We start from the raw sequence: 15,775 nt of genomic DNA, 5'->3' as shown, positions 1-15,775 counted from the left end.
ATGAAACAAATCAATGTAGGTCTTTTAGGTATCGGTACAGTCGGCGGCGGTACGTTCAATGTGCTCAAGCGTAATCAGGAAGAAATCAGCCGTCGCGCAGGTTACAGCATCAAGATTACCAAAGTGGCAGACCGAGATATTGCCCGAGCTAAGGAAATTACTGCAGGTGCTGCAGAGGTCACAGATGATGCGTTCTCTGTGGTCAGCGATCCAACGATTGATGTGGTGGTTGAGCTCATCGGTGGTTATACCTTGGCGAAAGATTTGGTGCTTAAAGCTATAGAAAATGGCAAGCATGTGGTCACGGCTAACAAGGCGCTCATTGCCTTGCACGGTAACGAGATATTTGCGGCAGCACAGAAAAAGAACGTGATTGTGGCCTATGAGGCTGCAGTAGCTGGCGGCATCCCAATCATCAAGGCCTTGCGTGAAGGTCTGGCCGCTAACAAGGTTGAATGGATTGCTGGAATCATTAACGGTACTACCAATTTCATCCTCACCGAAATGCGTGAAAAAGGTCTAGCTTTTGCTGATGTGCTTGGTGAAGCACAGCGCTTGGGCTATGCAGAAGCAGACCCTACCTTTGACGTGGAAGGTATAGATGCCGCACACAAGCTGACTATCATGTCCGCTATCGGTTTTGGCATCCCTATGCAGTTCGATAAAGCTTATACCGAAGGCATCACCAAGCTTACCGCCAAGGATATCCGCTATGCGGAAGAGTTGGGCTATCGCGTAAAGTTACTGGGTATTACCAAGCGTACTGAAGATGGTGTCGAGTTACGCGTGCACCCGACACTGATTCCTGAAAAGCGCTTGATTGCCAACGTCAATGGCGCCATGAATGCCGTTGTGGTCAAGGGCGATGCAGTTGGCCCTACCTTGTATTACGGCGCTGGTGCTGGTGCTGAGCCTACGGCTAGTGCAGTGATTGCCGATCTGGTCGATGTTGCACGCATGCATAACGCTAGCGTTGATCAGCGTGTACCTTATCTGGCATTCCAGCCTGAGCAGATCAAACCTTTGGCTATATTGCCTATCGAGGCCATCAGCAGTGCTTATTACCTGCGCATGCGGGCCAGTGACAAGCCGGGTGTGCTTGCTGATGTGACCAAGATTCTGGGTGATCGCCAGATATCGATTGATGCCATGATGCAGAAGGAACCGCAAGATAACGAAACTGAGGCTGACATCATCATACTTACCCACATCACCGTCGAGAAGAACATGAACGCCGCGATTGCTGCGATCGAGGCATTGCCAGCGATTGTTGGTTCGGTCACCCGTCTGCGTATGGAAGAGCTAGGTAAGTAATATGCGATATATCAGCACCCGCGGACAATCTCCCGCACTCAATTTTAGTGAAATCCTGCTTGGCGGTTTGGCGCCTGATGGCGGCCTATACATGCCTGAGCAATATCCGCAGTTTAGTGATGCTGATCTCAGCGCGATGCGTCAGATGAGTTATGCCGACCTCGCTTACACCATACTTTCGCGCCTGATTGATGATATTCCTGCCGCTGATCTTAAAGCAATTGTTGCCAAGACCTACACGCCAGAAGTCTATGCCTATGCACGTCCATCGCAGAATGCGACGGATATTACACCTACGCTCAAGCTGGAAGATGGCCTTTATCTGTTGTCGCTATCTAACGGCCCAACGCTGGCATTTAAAGATATGGCCATGCAGTTGCTCGGCAACCTGTTTGAATACGTACTAGCTAAGGTAGGCCAAACCACCAATATTCTTGGCGCTACTTCGGGTGATACAGGCTCGGCTGCTGAGTACGCCATGCGTGGTAAAAAGGGTATCAGCGTATTCATGTTGTCACCGCATAAGAAAATGAGCCGTTTCCAGACTGCGCAAATGTTCTCACTACAAGATGACAACATCCATAACATCGCGGTTAAAGGTGTATTTGACGATTGCCAGGACATGGTCAAGGCTGTGTCTAACGATGCTGAGTTCAAGGCCAAGCATAAGATAGGCGCAGTCAACTCAATCAACTGGGCGCGCGTGGCAGCCCAAGTGGTGTATTACTTCAAAGGCTATTTCGCGGTCACCAAGAGCAATGCTGAGTTAGTTAGCTTTGCCGTGCCGTCAGGTAATTTTGGTAATGTATGCGCAGGCCATGTGGCTCGTATGATGGGCTTGCCGATCAAAAAACTGGTCGTTGCAACCAATGAAAATGATGTGCTGGACGAGTTCTTTAAAACTGGCGTCTATGCACCCAGAACTTCAGCACAGACCCTCCACACATCTAGCCCATCCATGGATATTTCCAAAGCCTCCAATTTCGAGCGTTTTGTGTTTGACCTAGTTGGCCGTGACTCAGAACAAGTGCGTGCTTTGTGGAGCAAGGTTGATCAGGGCGGTGCTTTCGACCTGAATGCCAATGGCCTGTTTGCCAAGGTCGCTAATTATGGTTTGGTCTCAGGTTCGAGCAATCATGCCAACCGCATGCAAACTATACGTGATGCGTATGCCAAGTATGGGGTGACGATTGATACGCACACTGCAGATGGCCTTAAAGTAGCGCTAGAGTATCGTGAAACTAATGTGCCTATGGTTGTACTCGAGACCGCCTTGCCTGCCAAATTTGAAGATGCCGTAGTCGAGGCTTTAGGCCAAAAGCCAGAGCGCCCCGCAAGCTTGAGTGGGCTAGAAAGCTTACCGCAACGCTTTGATGTGATGGATGCCAGCGTACAGGCCATCAAGCAATACATTACCGATAAAGTTTAATCGCTATCTTGGCCTGAACGGAGTCAGTCGTTAATTATGAAAACCTATCACGATCTTGTCCGTCATGTGCTTGAGCACGGTAACAAAAAAGAAGACCGCACTGGCACGGGTACCTTGTCGGTATTTGGTTACCAGATGCGTTTTGATCTGGCTGAAGGTTTTCCGCTACTGACGACCAAAAAAGTACATCTCAAATCGATTATTCATGAGTTGCTATGGTTTCTACAGGGCAGCACCAATATTGCCTACCTTAAAGAAAATGGCGTAAGAATCTGGGATGAATGGGCCGATGAGAATGGCAATCTAGGGCCGGTTTACGGGCATTTTCCCACAACCTAAATATTGTCCATAGGTTATACTTGTCTTTTAAAACAAAAGTTTATTGGACGATATGGATGCAAGGATCGAACTGACAATTGTCATGTCGGCTGGGGCGCTTAGATATTATCCTCGTAAACACTTAGATTCTCTGACCATAAAACTTCTTTATGAGTGTATTCAAGTAAACAATCCCCTTCTTGTGCTGATGTCATATAAGCAGATTTCGCATGTGATTGACCCTAACCACACGAATGTCATTCACATGAACCGAAAGACTTAAGGGGCTATTAGCGTGGTCAGCCATCAACTCTTCAAGATACTTCCAAAGATGGAACTAGTCCATTATTTCGATGCACTCCATGGTGAAGTAAACCTTCGTGAAGCGAACAATCTGCCATTTATTTGCTGGCCAGACCGTTCGCCATGCTTGGCTGCGAATGCCTTCATGGTACAGCTGTATAAACGAAATTTAAGTCGAAACAACAACGGAGGGACTTTACGTCAATTTGCCAAGGACATCAGTCATCTTATTCGCTATTGCTCTGACAACTGCATAGACTTCATTCAGATGAATGGTGATCGATTTACCGACTTTATTGCTAAATTGAGAAGCGAGAAGGATCCGCTCAATCTTATGGCAAGAAAAAGGGATTCCAATACGCTTATTGCTATTGGTCGGAAGTGTATCGAATTCTTGGATTTTATTGGCAAACTTAATGGAGATGATGGTTTTGTAATCTATACTTTAAAAGCCCAGCAGAAGAAATATCAGATCCGCACGAAGAATTCTAAATCAGGAAGGATTGAAAAATTTGGGTGGCATCACGAATCTTTTGACACTCCAGGCCCAAGAAAAAACAGATTACCAATCTCTAGGCAGTCTATTAAGGAATTGTACGATGCAATTCCATTGCTCAGTTCGACCAACCTAGATCAACAAAGTAAGCGATTTATCGATCGCAGAAGAACGGTTATGCTTCGCCTACTTGAAATGACTGGGGCACGCATCGAAGAGGTTGCAAGAATTCAGGTAAAAGATATTGAGGAGGCCGTTGAACAAAATAATCCAATGCTACGGCTGACCACTCTCAAAAAAAGAAGGTCAGAGCATCGTTTCGTTCCTGTTTTGCATCAGGATCTTGCAGCTTTGAAAGCCTATGTCCGTGTAAATCGCAATATGGTAATTAAACGAACGATTAGAGCGGCTCAGGATCATGGTAGCTTGTTCGTAAGCGAAATAACCGGCAAACCCATTACAAGTAAATATATGTCAAACGAGATTGGGCTTCTCAGAAGAACTGCTGGCATTGGCAGTCAAGCTTGTGCCCACATGTTCCGTAACCGATTCATAACCAAACTGTTTGTCAGACTCATCAATCAATATGATTTCGACAACAAGGATAACTTCAGGAAAGCTCTTCTTGACGCCAATACATTGAAGCAACAAGTGCAACAATATACTGGACATGGGAATGTAGCATCCCTCGATACCTATATCGACATGGCATTCGATGAGGTGGCAAATCTGGTAGCAGTGGTTAGCACCGTCCAATTACAAGAGGCGTTTGATTCGTTCGATAGTAATGTTGATATCCTACAAATGGAGCTTAAGGCTGGTCTTCCAATCACAATATACCTTGAAAAATATCACGAATTACTGAACCTTAGAACTACAGATGTTGCCCATATAAACGAACTTCAACGTCACAACAATTCAGAATAATAGAAGCAACGTAAAACAGTAACTTAACGTTGATAATAATTAGACTGAAAATGGGTAGGCAATTGGATCGTGATGCATGTAACCTTCGACAGTAAAGTCATCAACAGTTACCCAAGTTTCGAGGTCTTCAAGCGTCTTTATATCGGGATTGATTATTAACTTAGGGGGCGGAAATGGCTGACGTTTTAATTGAACGTTTTGCATGAGATCCAATTGATCTTCGTATATATGAGCGTTAACTATCTTATGGAAAGCTTTTCCTGGTTTATTACCTGTTATTTGAGCCATTATCGCTAATAGAAAATATACCTGCACCATATTAAAATTAAGGCCAAGTGGAACATCGCAACTTCTTTGGGTGCTATTTAAATATAGCGTCCCAGCCAACAAGGAAAAGTGATGGCTATACATGCATGGCCTCAAGCAACCGAGATGAAAAGCTCCAGGATGATAGAAGGTGTAAATTTCCCCGCGGTCATCTTTACCTGAACGCAAGTCATCATAAATTTTTCTTAGCAGATCAATACTGCCACCGTCTGGCTTTGGAAAATTCCTACCAATTTTCCCGTATATAAAACCACAGTCATCTTCCCCTTTTCGATTAGGGTTTTTCAACCAATCAGGATTTTCATTGGCATTTGCATCCCATGTCCGGGTTCCAATCTTCCTAAAATCAGCAGCATTATCGTAACCACGAATATATCCAATTATTTCCGCGATGGCAGATTTATAAAAACTCTTTCTCGTTGTAACAAGAGGAAACTCACCCATACCTACATCATATGTTAAATCTGCATTTATGACGGTGAGACACTTTTTTTGGGTTCTTGCATTATCTACCCAGATGCCTTCATCGATTATTCTTTGACATAAGTCTAAATATTGTTTCATTTATATTGGCTCATTTTTGGAAAACATTAGAAATTTTCCCATTGTAAAAACTGCGCTCGATGATCAGACTTTGGTATGCAAAAACTCAATAATACACAGCTAATATTATATGACGTAGGTGTAATCCTAACCCATAAATACAAATATCCTTAATCCTTACACATCCTCAACTGATTTGGCCCCTTCTTCTGCGAGCCTGCGTATTACTGTGAAACTTGCCACTTATAATTTTCCAATCTGGCCACCAATCCTATTCAAAGTGGCCAACAATAATTATTAAAAGTTGGCAGCTTCCGCTATCGGCCAATAGCAGACATATTGTTGTTATGTGTTTCCTTACAATTCCACCTTAAATTACAATCTATATTTATAAAACTGGCTGGACGAATAATGGCTTTCATAAATGAATCTTTGGGAGAAAACCAAAGATATTTATTCCCAAGAGATCTATTCTATAAGCCATACAATCCTTATAAAGAGCCTATTGAGCTTTACAGATGGACGGTAGATTGGGATCGAGACGTTTTTATTATTTCACTCGGAACCATAGGGCCTGAGCAGCCAGAATATTTTGCAATGAGTTGGTGCAAAAAAGTTATTAAATTTGCAGCATATGTCCATTTCGAGGCTGATGAAAATGTGAGTCATGCTTCTGTAAGAAAAGCTCATGCTACCGTCACATGGAAAATAACTAGCTTAACCATTCCATCAGCCTTACAAGCAATAAGGGAAGAAGTCATCCAATTATTACTTGAAGGTCTTGATGCAATGGGCAATTCAAACTCAAGAAGAGAAGGCGTTGATACAGTTAAGGTCATCTTTACGTAAGTTACTCATGAGAAAATATTTTGCAATATTGATGGCCTTATTTGCCATTCAAGTCCATGCAAGTGACGAGGCTTATATCGGCACTTGGTTTTCCTGTGACAGCAAGTCTGGGGAATATGAAGTGCTAGATGTTGAGAAATTAAATGACAGGTATGTTGGTCTTCTTGAGTCTTCAAAAAGCGGCGGAGTATATTCTGCTCAACTTTCAGGCGCACCCATCAAAGCAGGGCTTATCCTGACAGGTTGTCAGAGCTATCGTGGTGAAGCTTGTACGAATAAAGCCCCAACTATTAGGATTAGCCTAAAAAATTCTAATAGTGCTGGCTTTATCCATATACCCAAGTCATCACTCAAGAAGTTAATAAAGCAGTGTTCTGAGAACTCACAGAACAATAATGATCATTAAGCTATGCCAAGTCCCTCAGATTATATGAATAACTGCTTTCGACTTTTTCTCATTCTGGTTCTGTCGGTTACTGAAAGTAATGCTTTTGCTGATACTACATCCTGCAAAAGCATCTCTGAGAAAGCGCTAAAGGTTCTATCTAATCGCATTCAAAAAGACAGGCTTTATGAATCCAGAATAATGAAGTCTTGCTATTCGTATCAGACTATCAGCTGTTCCAAAACTTCAGTGGATATTGAATTAAATGAAATTCATGACAAGATATGTGGAGGCGATCCTTTAATGTCACATATGTTAGATATGTATCGCGTAAATGTTAAAAATAACAGTATTCAGTGGTATTACGCCCCCGATGGGGAGTACATGCCATACAATAAAAAACGGATCACAGATAAGTGACTGCTAAGGGTCGTAACTGGACTAAATCGAAAATCTAAATATGCGCAGAATATTCAATATCTTTTTACTCACGATAGGCATCTTGCTTGCAGCATTTGGGTTTATTACATATAAAGATGGGGATAGTTTATTTATTCCCATATCGGTTGTAGGTATTGGCCTCATTATTTTTTCTTCAGTCAAAGACTCTCGTTTTGTTAAGCACAGACAAGAAGAGTATTTAGAACAAGTTAGTAACCGTGTCACTGCAATGACTCAAAAGCCGTGGATGTCAGAGCAGTCTCTAGAAGTTCATAACAGCAAATCGATACTATTACTTCTATTGTTGATAATAGGTATTAGCTCATTTACAGCTTATTCGGCTCTGATAATCGTTCCTCCTAAATGGCTATTGGGAATTGGAGCATCAATTGTCTCGTTACTATTTATCTTTACTTTGGTTCGAGCATCCACAGGGATTTCCAATCCTGATCTAATACTCAATCGCAACGGGTTGACCTCACCTATATATGGATATATACCTTGGCAAGAGGTTGAAGGAATCGACCTGCAAATTATCCATACCCGTAATAGCACTAATTACACCCTTATCTTCAAAGTGAGTAATTATTCAAAAATTGCGAAGAATATTCACTGGACTGAACGCGTGTTGGGTGGATTGGGACTTGGTGCTATAGGTCGTGGCAGGCTTGTTTTCCTATTGAAGGGAACCCAGGAGAAGCCAGAAACGATTACTGCTGTTGCTAAGTTCCTGTGGCATCAAACCACTGGTAACAATCATAACTGGAGTCATCTGCATTCACCTGAATACAATGATGCGTCAAAACGACTGGACTCTATTTTTGAACGATCCAAAAAACTCAACGCATTCAACAAATCGTCTTTAAACGATCCAATGGCTGAGCTTGAGCAAGTTAAACGAGATTTAGATATTGTGACATCTGAAAGCAGGCGCTTTGCCAGAAAGACTAATGCTTTTCTTATGGCATTTGTATTGTTTGGTTTGTTTTGTCTCGGGTCAGTTGTATTTAGACTTTTTAAGTCGTGAGTGGCTGCTATGGGTCGTTTTAAGCCCCTTAATTTAAAGTTGGCATCAAATGAAATTGTTAATGATCTTTGCGCTCTTGATATACTCTTTATGCGCGCAAGCTGAACCAAAAGTTCATGAGCCGTCATTAACAAGCCAAAACAAGGCTAGCCTTATTCAGATTCTTGGTGAAGCATTGAGCAGTAAAACCATTTCACAAAAACAATACGATCAATCAATTTATTGGGTTAATGCTTCCCCTTGCGATGGGGTGGAACGACAATTAACATCTAAGAAAAAAGCTGAGTTACAACTAGCGATTGCCAAAGAGCAAAAACGTGAAGTCGTAAAGGTCTATGATTCGTTCAAATACGCTGGGTGGGTAATCCTCTTCACCAATGCCAGCGAGGGAGATGAGCCCTACATGTTTTATTCCAAAGACCCCTTGAAGGGCGGTCATCCCATAGGTTTATGGAGTGGGACAGCAACTATTTTCGAAACCAATGAGGTATTACAGTGGGTAAAAGAAAAAATACCAAGTGTTCCAGCACATCTAGCGGAATGCTTTGCTTGGCATGTAACGCTCAGTCCGAAATAATTATGCAAAATCCATCATTCAAGCTGGTTAACTATCAAAAGCCGATAGTATCCATTTTTATTGCGCTGTTTCCTTATCAAGTATGAAAGGTATTGCAACTCTTTTTTTGCTACTCAACTGCCTTACTGGTTGTTTTTCGGTAAAGGTTTATGACTCACCTCAAGTCAATGGATATGTATCGTCAAAACAGACAGGGCAACCAGTTAACTCTGCGGAAGTGTCTGTTGAGCAACATCCAGAATTGATCACACAAACCGATAAAGCTGGTAATTTTGTTCTTCAATCGAAAGTAAGGCGTATTTGGTGTGCAGTAATGGCTGATAGCTGTATGTTTGCATGGTTTATGCATCCGATAAACGTTTTGATAAAAGCTGATGGGTATCAACCTATTAACATTTATCAAAACCCCACAAAAGCAGAGGCGGAGCGTGGTTTGAACTTAAATGTGGAGTTAACTCCAGAATAGAACATTAAATGACTGCTATGGGTCGGATAAGGTCATCCAAGAGCTGCAAATTAAGGATGAATTTTTGAGAAATCTCGCCCAAAGATTTAAGCCAATTTGTTAGTAATATCTCTTATTACTATCGCATTAATTACAGCGTGGAACTGGAGTGAAATGATTCAAAACCTTAGATATTTTAAAGTCCATATTTTTATTACTCTCCTTTTATTGCAATGCTTTATGACCGGCTGCGTTCCAGAAGGCCCTAGCGTAACCTGGGTTGCTCCTAAAATTACAGAGCAGCAGAGGGCTGAGTTTGAAACTCTTGTTGAAAATGAGGGATATAAGAAAGTCTATGAAGACGAAACCCAGAGGGTATTCTTACTTAAGCAAAATGCAGCTGAATTTGAAAATAATCTCCCTCGAATTTATTTGACAACGCAATTTCTTGTGAACTCTAAGCTAAAAGTTCGTTTCTCTCAGGATTTTAGAGAAAATGTTAGTGATAAAACATTCACGGTTGAAGCTGATAAATATCTCAATAAAATTGATACAGGATTAAAAGTTTTTTTCGGCGACCAATTAACGAGAGAATAAATATTAATTTTTTTGCTATGTCCACTGTGGGTCGAAACCAGCTTCTTATTCAAACGTTAGGGTAATAAAGATGAGTGCTTATTTCGTCAAATCAGTCTCGATTTTTCTACTGATCTTTATCTGCTTTCTTATCCCATCAATCTGGTATGTAAATCTTAGAGAAAAGCAATGTGCTGAGAAATGTCAAAAATCAGGTGCGAAAAGTTACGAATACAAGGGGTACACCGCTAGTATTAGCGGACGTATCAAAATGGATTGTTGTTCGTGCGTATGATAGAAATCATTCTAACGTATCATTCAAGCGGGGCGCGTAAATGACTGCTAAGGGTCGTCATCAGCCATTAATTTATTAGATTCATAACAAAGATTTTCATGTCAGCGCAATAAGTGAAACACATAATTAGATATGGCGATAATATTGGCCGACAATAAAACTAATAAAGGGGAACTCATGAAAAAAATATTATTAATACTAATCATTGGCTCAAGTTCTATTCTCCAAGGGTGTGTTGGCCCAGGTGCCATCCAAAAAGATTACACCCTGCAACAGAAAAAAATAGTAGTAGTTTCTGAACTTGGAAATAACTTTCACCACAATATTGTTGGCACTACTATTTTCACTAACAATATCACCCAAACAGACGTTAAAGATTGGCAGATCAATCATCTTGCAGCTAATCATTTAGTCGAGCGTTTAAATAAGCACGGCCTTTCTGCTACAGAAGTAGAAACAGATTTATTCACACCGCTTGATGGAAGTAGTGCATATGCGATTGAAGGCGTTCAGGATAAAGTCATTGAGCGAGTCAAGCCTCTTGGATATGACAGTTTAATCATCATTGCACCAGTAACTTCGGAACTTTATCCATTTTTCTATCCCGGATACGGCTTACTTACACGTTATAACTTTGGTAGCCAAAGTTCCTGTGTGTATGCTGCATTTATAGTTCAGCTCTATGACTTACACACTGGTAAGAAGATTGGCTGGGAGTGGATGAATGCCCAGCGAGGTCCCTGTGATTTTAAGAGTAGTAATGACCTGACAATCAAAGACAATTTTGAGGCATATAGCCCAGAGGTAAAACTTGAGATTCGTCACCGTGTAGAGAAGCGCGTCATTGACTCGCTTGATGCGACCGTGGATGAAATGGAATTGCTGCGTTAATTCTCATTCTATTTGTAGGGCACACCTCTCAATATTTACTGTTAGGGCAATAAATGCGTTTTGCTAAAACGATCATATCTTTAATAACGCTCCTCTCATTGGCAGGCTGTTATGGCCTTCCTACAAAGAAAACTATCACTAATAGTGAAGAAAATTCAGCTCGGATAGAATCTCAACCCAATGTTGTTACATTAGTTGTAATTCGTCCATATAACTATTATTACTTTGGGCACCCTGTAGAGGTTCTTGTAAACGGCATCAGCCAGGTCAAAATAACTAATCAGAGTTTCTCAGTTCTCAACGCGTCTCCTGGACAAATTGAAATAATGGGCCAGTCTGGATTGCTTGGACCGCCTAGTCAAAACATAAAAATTGAGGGGCATGCGGGTCAGGTGATTTATTTACTATGGAAAACTGGTGATGAGCCAAATTACAGCTCAGTTGTCCCTATAATTACTTTAAGGTGGCAACAATTACCGAAAGAGGATGCAGAGTTATATCTCAATGATGTTGAGTTCATAAAAGCAAAAAATGCTTCTTAAAAATGAGATATTTGTAAAATCTGCCTTCGCCAGAGAATAAATGTTACTCAACACATCATCAGAATTGAATATCTAAGTGTTTGCTTTGGGTAGTTTTAAGCCATAGCATGATCAGTAATTGAGATATTAAATGGAGTGCTGATGCTCAGATTATTTATTTTGGTTGTGCCCTTACTTTGTGTTTTTGGTATTTCTTCAGCCGAAACTCCATTACCGACTGATGTATCGAGTTTTCTAGAGCTTCGAGAATCTTGCGATCATTGGCGGGGAGAATATGGTTATGATAAAGATAGGCAATCGGATATTGATTGGTCAATTTGCCAATCATGTCCAGGAACTGACGCAAAGCTAGCAAAGCTTAAACGCAAATACAAAAATCAAGAAAGCGTGATGATAAAGCTAAATGATTTGGAATCTAAAATTGAGTCCAAGGACAAAGCGGCAACTCTTAAATTTTGCAAGACAACAAGAAAACCTGAATGGTATGAGAAGTAATCAGCGAGGGATATTAAAGTTATTCTTAATGGCTGCTATGGGTCGCAATGAGCCTCTTAATTTAAACGCTAGGCCTAATTTAGAGAATTGATATGGCATCTGTTCTTGTACTACGAATCCCTTTCTGGCGAACATTCGTCATCTATATTCCCGATCGATATCAATTTCTGCATGATCTAATCAGCAAATATCGGCGAAAAGTACGTGCTGAGATTTTCTCAAAAATCGAGTCGGGGAATGATCTAGAAGCTTTGCGGCTTGCTACTCCTAGAGGTCTGGCTCGATGGCGAGGCGAGTGGGGAGAATCCCCATTAGTTGCTGCTATAAATAATGGACGAAGTGAATTGGCATGCCAGCTACTCGAAATCGCTGGAACAGAATCAAATGATGGTGCATTAGTTGCTGCTGCGATGCGCGGTGATCTAATCGTTGTTAATGCCCTGCTTGCCGTTGGTAAGAATCCAGACGATCTTAATATACGTAGTGACCTTAACAAGAACCATACGCCCCTAATGTGGGCAACTAATCGGCATCACCTAGAGATTATGGAAGCATTATTAGCGGCTGGAGCAAACGTGGACGCAGTTGGTGAAAATACCTCAACGGCTGTAATGTATACTCGCGCAGGAAAACCTCTAGATTTGAAAGCGTTAGAAATTCTTTGTCGTTATAAACCAAATATTTATTTCAAAGATTGGCGTGGCCGAAATATTATCCGGGAAGCATTAGACCTCGAACGTAACAGCAGCATGCCGGAAATGCGATTATTACTTGAGCGCTATTATTCAAAAACTATTTTTGATGCAGTTAATAGCTGATGAGCATATATGCTTAAATAATTCGCTGAAGTGTCTGCTTTGGGTCGGATGCAGAATTGCACTTCGTATGTCAGTTGCCATAATATAGTTACTATCAACATGAAAAAGCAAAATTAACTTGATACATCTTTGTTCCGTTAAAGCCGATGAGTTATTGGAGCTTAAAGATAGATTCAAAGCTGGTGGCATTCCTATTTTTGTTGATGTGGATTATTCGCTCCGAGATGTTAGTGCGAATGGCACTCCTGGGATCTATAGAAGTGCATCGAGTCCCCCGAGCTTTTTCAGAATAAATGTTTGCTTGGACGAGCAATTTGAAGAGGCAAAACTTCTATTAAATGATCCAGGTTATCAAGTTAAGCACCCTGTCGATATAGCAAGTTTTGATGCGGAAATGAAAAAGCTTGGAGCTAACAAAGTACCTGATATAAAAATCCCTGTTAATTACTTGAATTTAATTTCTTTGTTCATTTTCATGGGATTTATATTTTGGCTGTTCTATCACATCATTTTTTCTTAAAGTTATATTCACATTGAAATGGCTACAATGTGTCGTTTTGAGCCATTGATTTAGTCTGAATCCCGCCAATATCACCAATCTTAAATACCAAAAAAGCGCAATTTCAGTCAGGACTTGCACTTTATGGCGCCCTATAGTTTTACCTCATTCAGACATACTTAGTAGAGCATATGGTGAAAGCAAATAGTTATGTCGTCAGGTTCAATAAGGTATTGGATTATATCGACCAACACCTCAATGAAGCACTGACCGTGGAATTATTGAGTCAAGTGGCAAACTTCTCGACATACCATTTTCATCGTCAATTCTCTGAGTATGTTGGAGTCAGCGTTTCTAAATATATACAGTTGATGCGGCTCAAGCGTGCATCTTACCGACTTGCATTCAACAAATCGGTAAGGATCACAGACATTGGATTAGATGCAGGCTTTGAAAACCCAGAATCATTTTCTCGCGCATTCAAGCATACGTTCGGGCAAACCCCTTCTGGATTTCGTCGAAAGCCGGCATGGGAACCATGGAGTCAGCGATACGAATTGCCAAAAAAAGAAAGGAATCACAAGATGGAAGTGCAAATTGTCGAATTTGAGGCGACCAAGATAGCAGCACTAGAGCATAGAGGTACGCCGTCATTAGTTAATAACTCTGTTGGAATCTTTATCGATTGGCGCAAAGCAACCGGATTATCGCCTGTTAAATCAAGCAAGACTTACGGTATTGTTTACGACAATCCCGATACAACAAATCCTGAAGATTTTCGCTTTGATATTTGCGGATCAGTCTTGAGTATTGTTCCAGACAACCCACAGCGAGTGATCAATAAGACAATTCCAACTGGCCGATGTGCGGTGGTGAGGCATCATGGTACGCACGATACGATAGGTACCTGCGCATACTATTTGTACAGAGACTGGTTACCCGATAGTGGAGAAGAGTTACGTGATTTTCCGATGTATTTTCATTATGTAAATCTACTGCCGGAAACTCCAGAGCATGAGTTGATTACGGATGTTTACTTACCGCTTAAACAAACCAAGTTAAACGGATAACTCAGGTTTACGTAATACTCTTTTACACAAAAATACGCATTGTTACCAAGCCGAAATATACCACTTACAAAGAGGCCTTAAAGTAGCCATAACTACTTATCTCCTCCATAGCAGCTCCTCGGCTGCATCAGGCATGGTTAACCACTTTGCTTTGATGTGGCCTTTATTTTTTAGGATATCCTGAACGTCAGGTTCACCCATAGACTCTATTATTGAAGTCCATCAAATGCTTTTGATAAGTGGCAGCTCACGACCCAAAGCAGCCATTTGGGTATGTATTAAATAGAAACAAATTTTATTGAGTTTTTTGTGCTGTTCTTGATTGCATACATTGCTTCATCTGCAATTTCTAAAAGAGCATGAATAGTGATCGGCATCCCTGAAAGATAGGTTACCGCTCCGATGCTATATGTCACCTCTGTTTGAGAGAGAGAGATAGCTTTCATTAAACTTTCTCGCATTCGGTTCATGATGATTTCCATCTCATCTCGATTCGTATTGATCAGAAGTAAAGCAAATTCATCACCCCCTAATCGACCAAACAGATCCCCTTCGCGAAGGTTGGCTTTAATAGCAGCAGCCGTGATAACCAATATCTTGTCCCCCATACCATGTCCAAGTTTATCGTTTACGGACTTGAAATTATCCAAATCGATGTAGGCGATAGAGATTGGATACTGATAGCGCAAAGAGCGAGCGAGCTCAGTCTGACAGACCTCATGAAAATGCCTGCGTGTGAGCGCGCCAGACAATAAATCTACAGTGGCCTGATTCTCTAACTCATTCATAAGCGAACGTAATTTTGACGTCAAATACGCGAATGAAGAAAATAAAATGATTTTTGATACGACATGGAATGTAAGTACAGAAGTATCTGCAATCTTTAATTGCATAAAGTCCAGTATCCAACCAGTGGTTGCAATGAGTACGAGGCTGACTGTGAAATATCGGCTTAAGAAAAAAGCAGATGTAATGATTGGGATGAGGTAAAAGACCGTAAATGGAGTAAGCGGGCCAGTAATGTAGTCAAATACCGAAATTAGGATTTGTAGAGCAAGTAATAAGGCAAACAAATATCGTTTGTCGATGCCGTCGATTTTTTTGATTATTAACAAGTGACGGTGCGTGTCATACATCAATGCATGCTGCGCCTCATTATTAGAAACAGCAAGCTCTGGCGAATATGTTGAAAGCTAAATGAGTTCTGA

General features: G+C 41.3%; 17 protein-coding genes and 1 pseudogene. 16 read left to right on the top strand and 2 right to left on the bottom strand.

Going from position 1 to position 15,775, the window contains the following annotated elements; all coding sequences use genetic code 11:
- The 4 genes and pseudogenes from ZMTM_RS08540 (at position 1) to ZMTM_RS08525 (ending at position 4,787) form a co-directional block, all read left to right on the top strand.
- Positions 1–1,314 (top strand): homoserine dehydrogenase, encoded by a 1,314-nt coding sequence (locus ZMTM_RS08540; protein WP_221763478.1) that lies wholly within the window; start codon positions 1–3, stop codon positions 1,312–1,314.
- Between the two features lies 1 nt (position 1,315).
- Positions 1,316–2,743 (top strand): threonine synthase, encoded by a 1,428-nt coding sequence (thrC, locus tag ZMTM_RS08535; protein ID WP_221763477.1) that lies wholly within the window; start codon positions 1,316–1,318, stop codon positions 2,741–2,743.
- Between the two features lie 36 nt (positions 2,744–2,779).
- Positions 2,780–3,067, top strand: a pseudogene (gene thyA / locus ZMTM_RS08530) (thymidylate synthase); the annotation flags it as partial.
- Between the two features lie 289 nt (positions 3,068–3,356).
- Entirely contained in the window at positions 3,357–4,787 is a 1,431-nt protein-coding gene (locus tag ZMTM_RS08525; protein ID WP_221763476.1) for a tyrosine-type recombinase/integrase, read from the top strand.
- Between the two features lie 39 nt (positions 4,788–4,826).
- On the opposite strand, the gene ZMTM_RS08520 is transcribed toward ZMTM_RS08525, so the two are convergent.
- Positions 4,827–5,678 carry a thymidylate synthase gene (locus tag ZMTM_RS08520; RefSeq protein ID WP_221763475.1) on the bottom strand — a complete coding sequence of 284 codons (852 nt, stop codon included), beginning with the start codon at positions 5,676–5,678 and terminating at the stop codon, positions 4,827–4,829.
- A gap of 390 nt (positions 5,679–6,068) precedes the next feature.
- Here ZMTM_RS08520 and ZMTM_RS08515 point away from each other — a divergent pair, with 390 nt between their 5' ends.
- From ZMTM_RS08515 to ZMTM_RS08460, 12 genes are all read left to right on the top strand, one after another.
- Positions 6,069–6,506, top strand: a complete 438-nt coding sequence (locus ZMTM_RS08515; protein ID WP_221763474.1) for a hypothetical protein — start codon at positions 6,069–6,071, stop codon at positions 6,504–6,506.
- The gene (locus tag ZMTM_RS08510) at positions 6,442–6,912 is read left to right on the top strand and encodes a hypothetical protein (protein WP_221763473.1); all 471 of its coding nucleotides are present in this window, start codon (positions 6,442–6,444) and stop codon (positions 6,910–6,912) included. The genes ZMTM_RS08515 and ZMTM_RS08510 overlap by 65 nt, the downstream gene beginning before the upstream one ends.
- 481 nt (positions 6,913–7,393) lie before the next feature.
- A complete protein-coding gene (locus tag ZMTM_RS08505; protein ID WP_221763472.1) occupies positions 7,394–8,359 on the top strand; it encodes a hypothetical protein in 966 nt (321 codons plus the stop codon).
- 49 nt (positions 8,360–8,408) lie between these two features.
- A complete protein-coding gene (locus ZMTM_RS08500; protein ID WP_221763471.1) occupies positions 8,409–8,936 on the top strand; it encodes a hypothetical protein in 528 nt (175 codons plus the stop codon).
- A gap of 82 nt (positions 8,937–9,018) precedes the next feature.
- On the top strand, positions 9,019–9,402 hold the full coding sequence (locus tag ZMTM_RS08495) for a hypothetical protein (RefSeq protein WP_221763470.1): 384 nt from the start codon (positions 9,019–9,021) through the stop codon (positions 9,400–9,402).
- A 153-nt stretch (positions 9,403–9,555) separates the two neighbouring features.
- A complete protein-coding gene (locus ZMTM_RS08490; protein WP_221763469.1) occupies positions 9,556–9,978 on the top strand; it encodes a hypothetical protein in 423 nt (140 codons plus the stop codon).
- Positions 9,979–10,429: 451 nt separating this feature from the next.
- Positions 10,430–11,143, top strand: a complete 714-nt coding sequence (locus ZMTM_RS08485) for a hypothetical protein (RefSeq protein ID WP_221763468.1) — start codon at positions 10,430–10,432, stop codon at positions 11,141–11,143.
- A gap of 53 nt (positions 11,144–11,196) precedes the next feature.
- Positions 11,197–11,685 (top strand): hypothetical protein, encoded by a 489-nt coding sequence (locus tag ZMTM_RS08480; RefSeq protein ID WP_221763467.1) that lies wholly within the window; start codon positions 11,197–11,199, stop codon positions 11,683–11,685.
- A 141-nt stretch (positions 11,686–11,826) separates the two neighbouring features.
- The gene (locus ZMTM_RS08475) at positions 11,827–12,180 is read left to right on the top strand and encodes a hypothetical protein (RefSeq protein WP_221763466.1); all 354 of its coding nucleotides are present in this window, start codon (positions 11,827–11,829) and stop codon (positions 12,178–12,180) included.
- Between the two features lie 92 nt (positions 12,181–12,272).
- A complete protein-coding gene (locus ZMTM_RS08470; RefSeq protein WP_221763465.1) occupies positions 12,273–12,998 on the top strand; it encodes an ankyrin repeat domain-containing protein in 726 nt (241 codons plus the stop codon).
- A gap of 154 nt (positions 12,999–13,152) precedes the next feature.
- Complete coding sequence (locus ZMTM_RS08465; RefSeq protein WP_221763464.1) at positions 13,153–13,518, top strand: hypothetical protein; 366 nt, start codon at positions 13,153–13,155, stop codon at positions 13,516–13,518.
- A 170-nt stretch (positions 13,519–13,688) separates the two neighbouring features.
- Entirely contained in the window at positions 13,689–14,567 is an 879-nt protein-coding gene (locus tag ZMTM_RS08460) for an AraC family transcriptional regulator (protein ID WP_221763463.1), read from the top strand.
- 278 nt (positions 14,568–14,845) lie between these two features.
- On the opposite strand, the gene ZMTM_RS08455 is transcribed toward ZMTM_RS08460, so the two are convergent.
- Positions 14,846–15,703: a GGDEF domain-containing protein gene (locus ZMTM_RS08455; RefSeq protein WP_221763462.1), complete on the bottom strand. Its 858-nt coding sequence runs from the start codon at positions 15,701–15,703 to the stop codon at positions 14,846–14,848.
- Between the last annotated feature and the right edge of the window lie 72 nt (positions 15,704–15,775).

It is taken from the genome of Methyloradius palustris (assembly GCF_019703875.1).
Taxonomy (GTDB): domain Bacteria; phylum Pseudomonadota; class Gammaproteobacteria; order Burkholderiales; family Methylophilaceae; genus Methyloradius; species Methyloradius palustris.
Note: the sequence above shows the minus strand (reverse complement) of the source record. Positions and strands in the feature narration are given on the sequence as shown.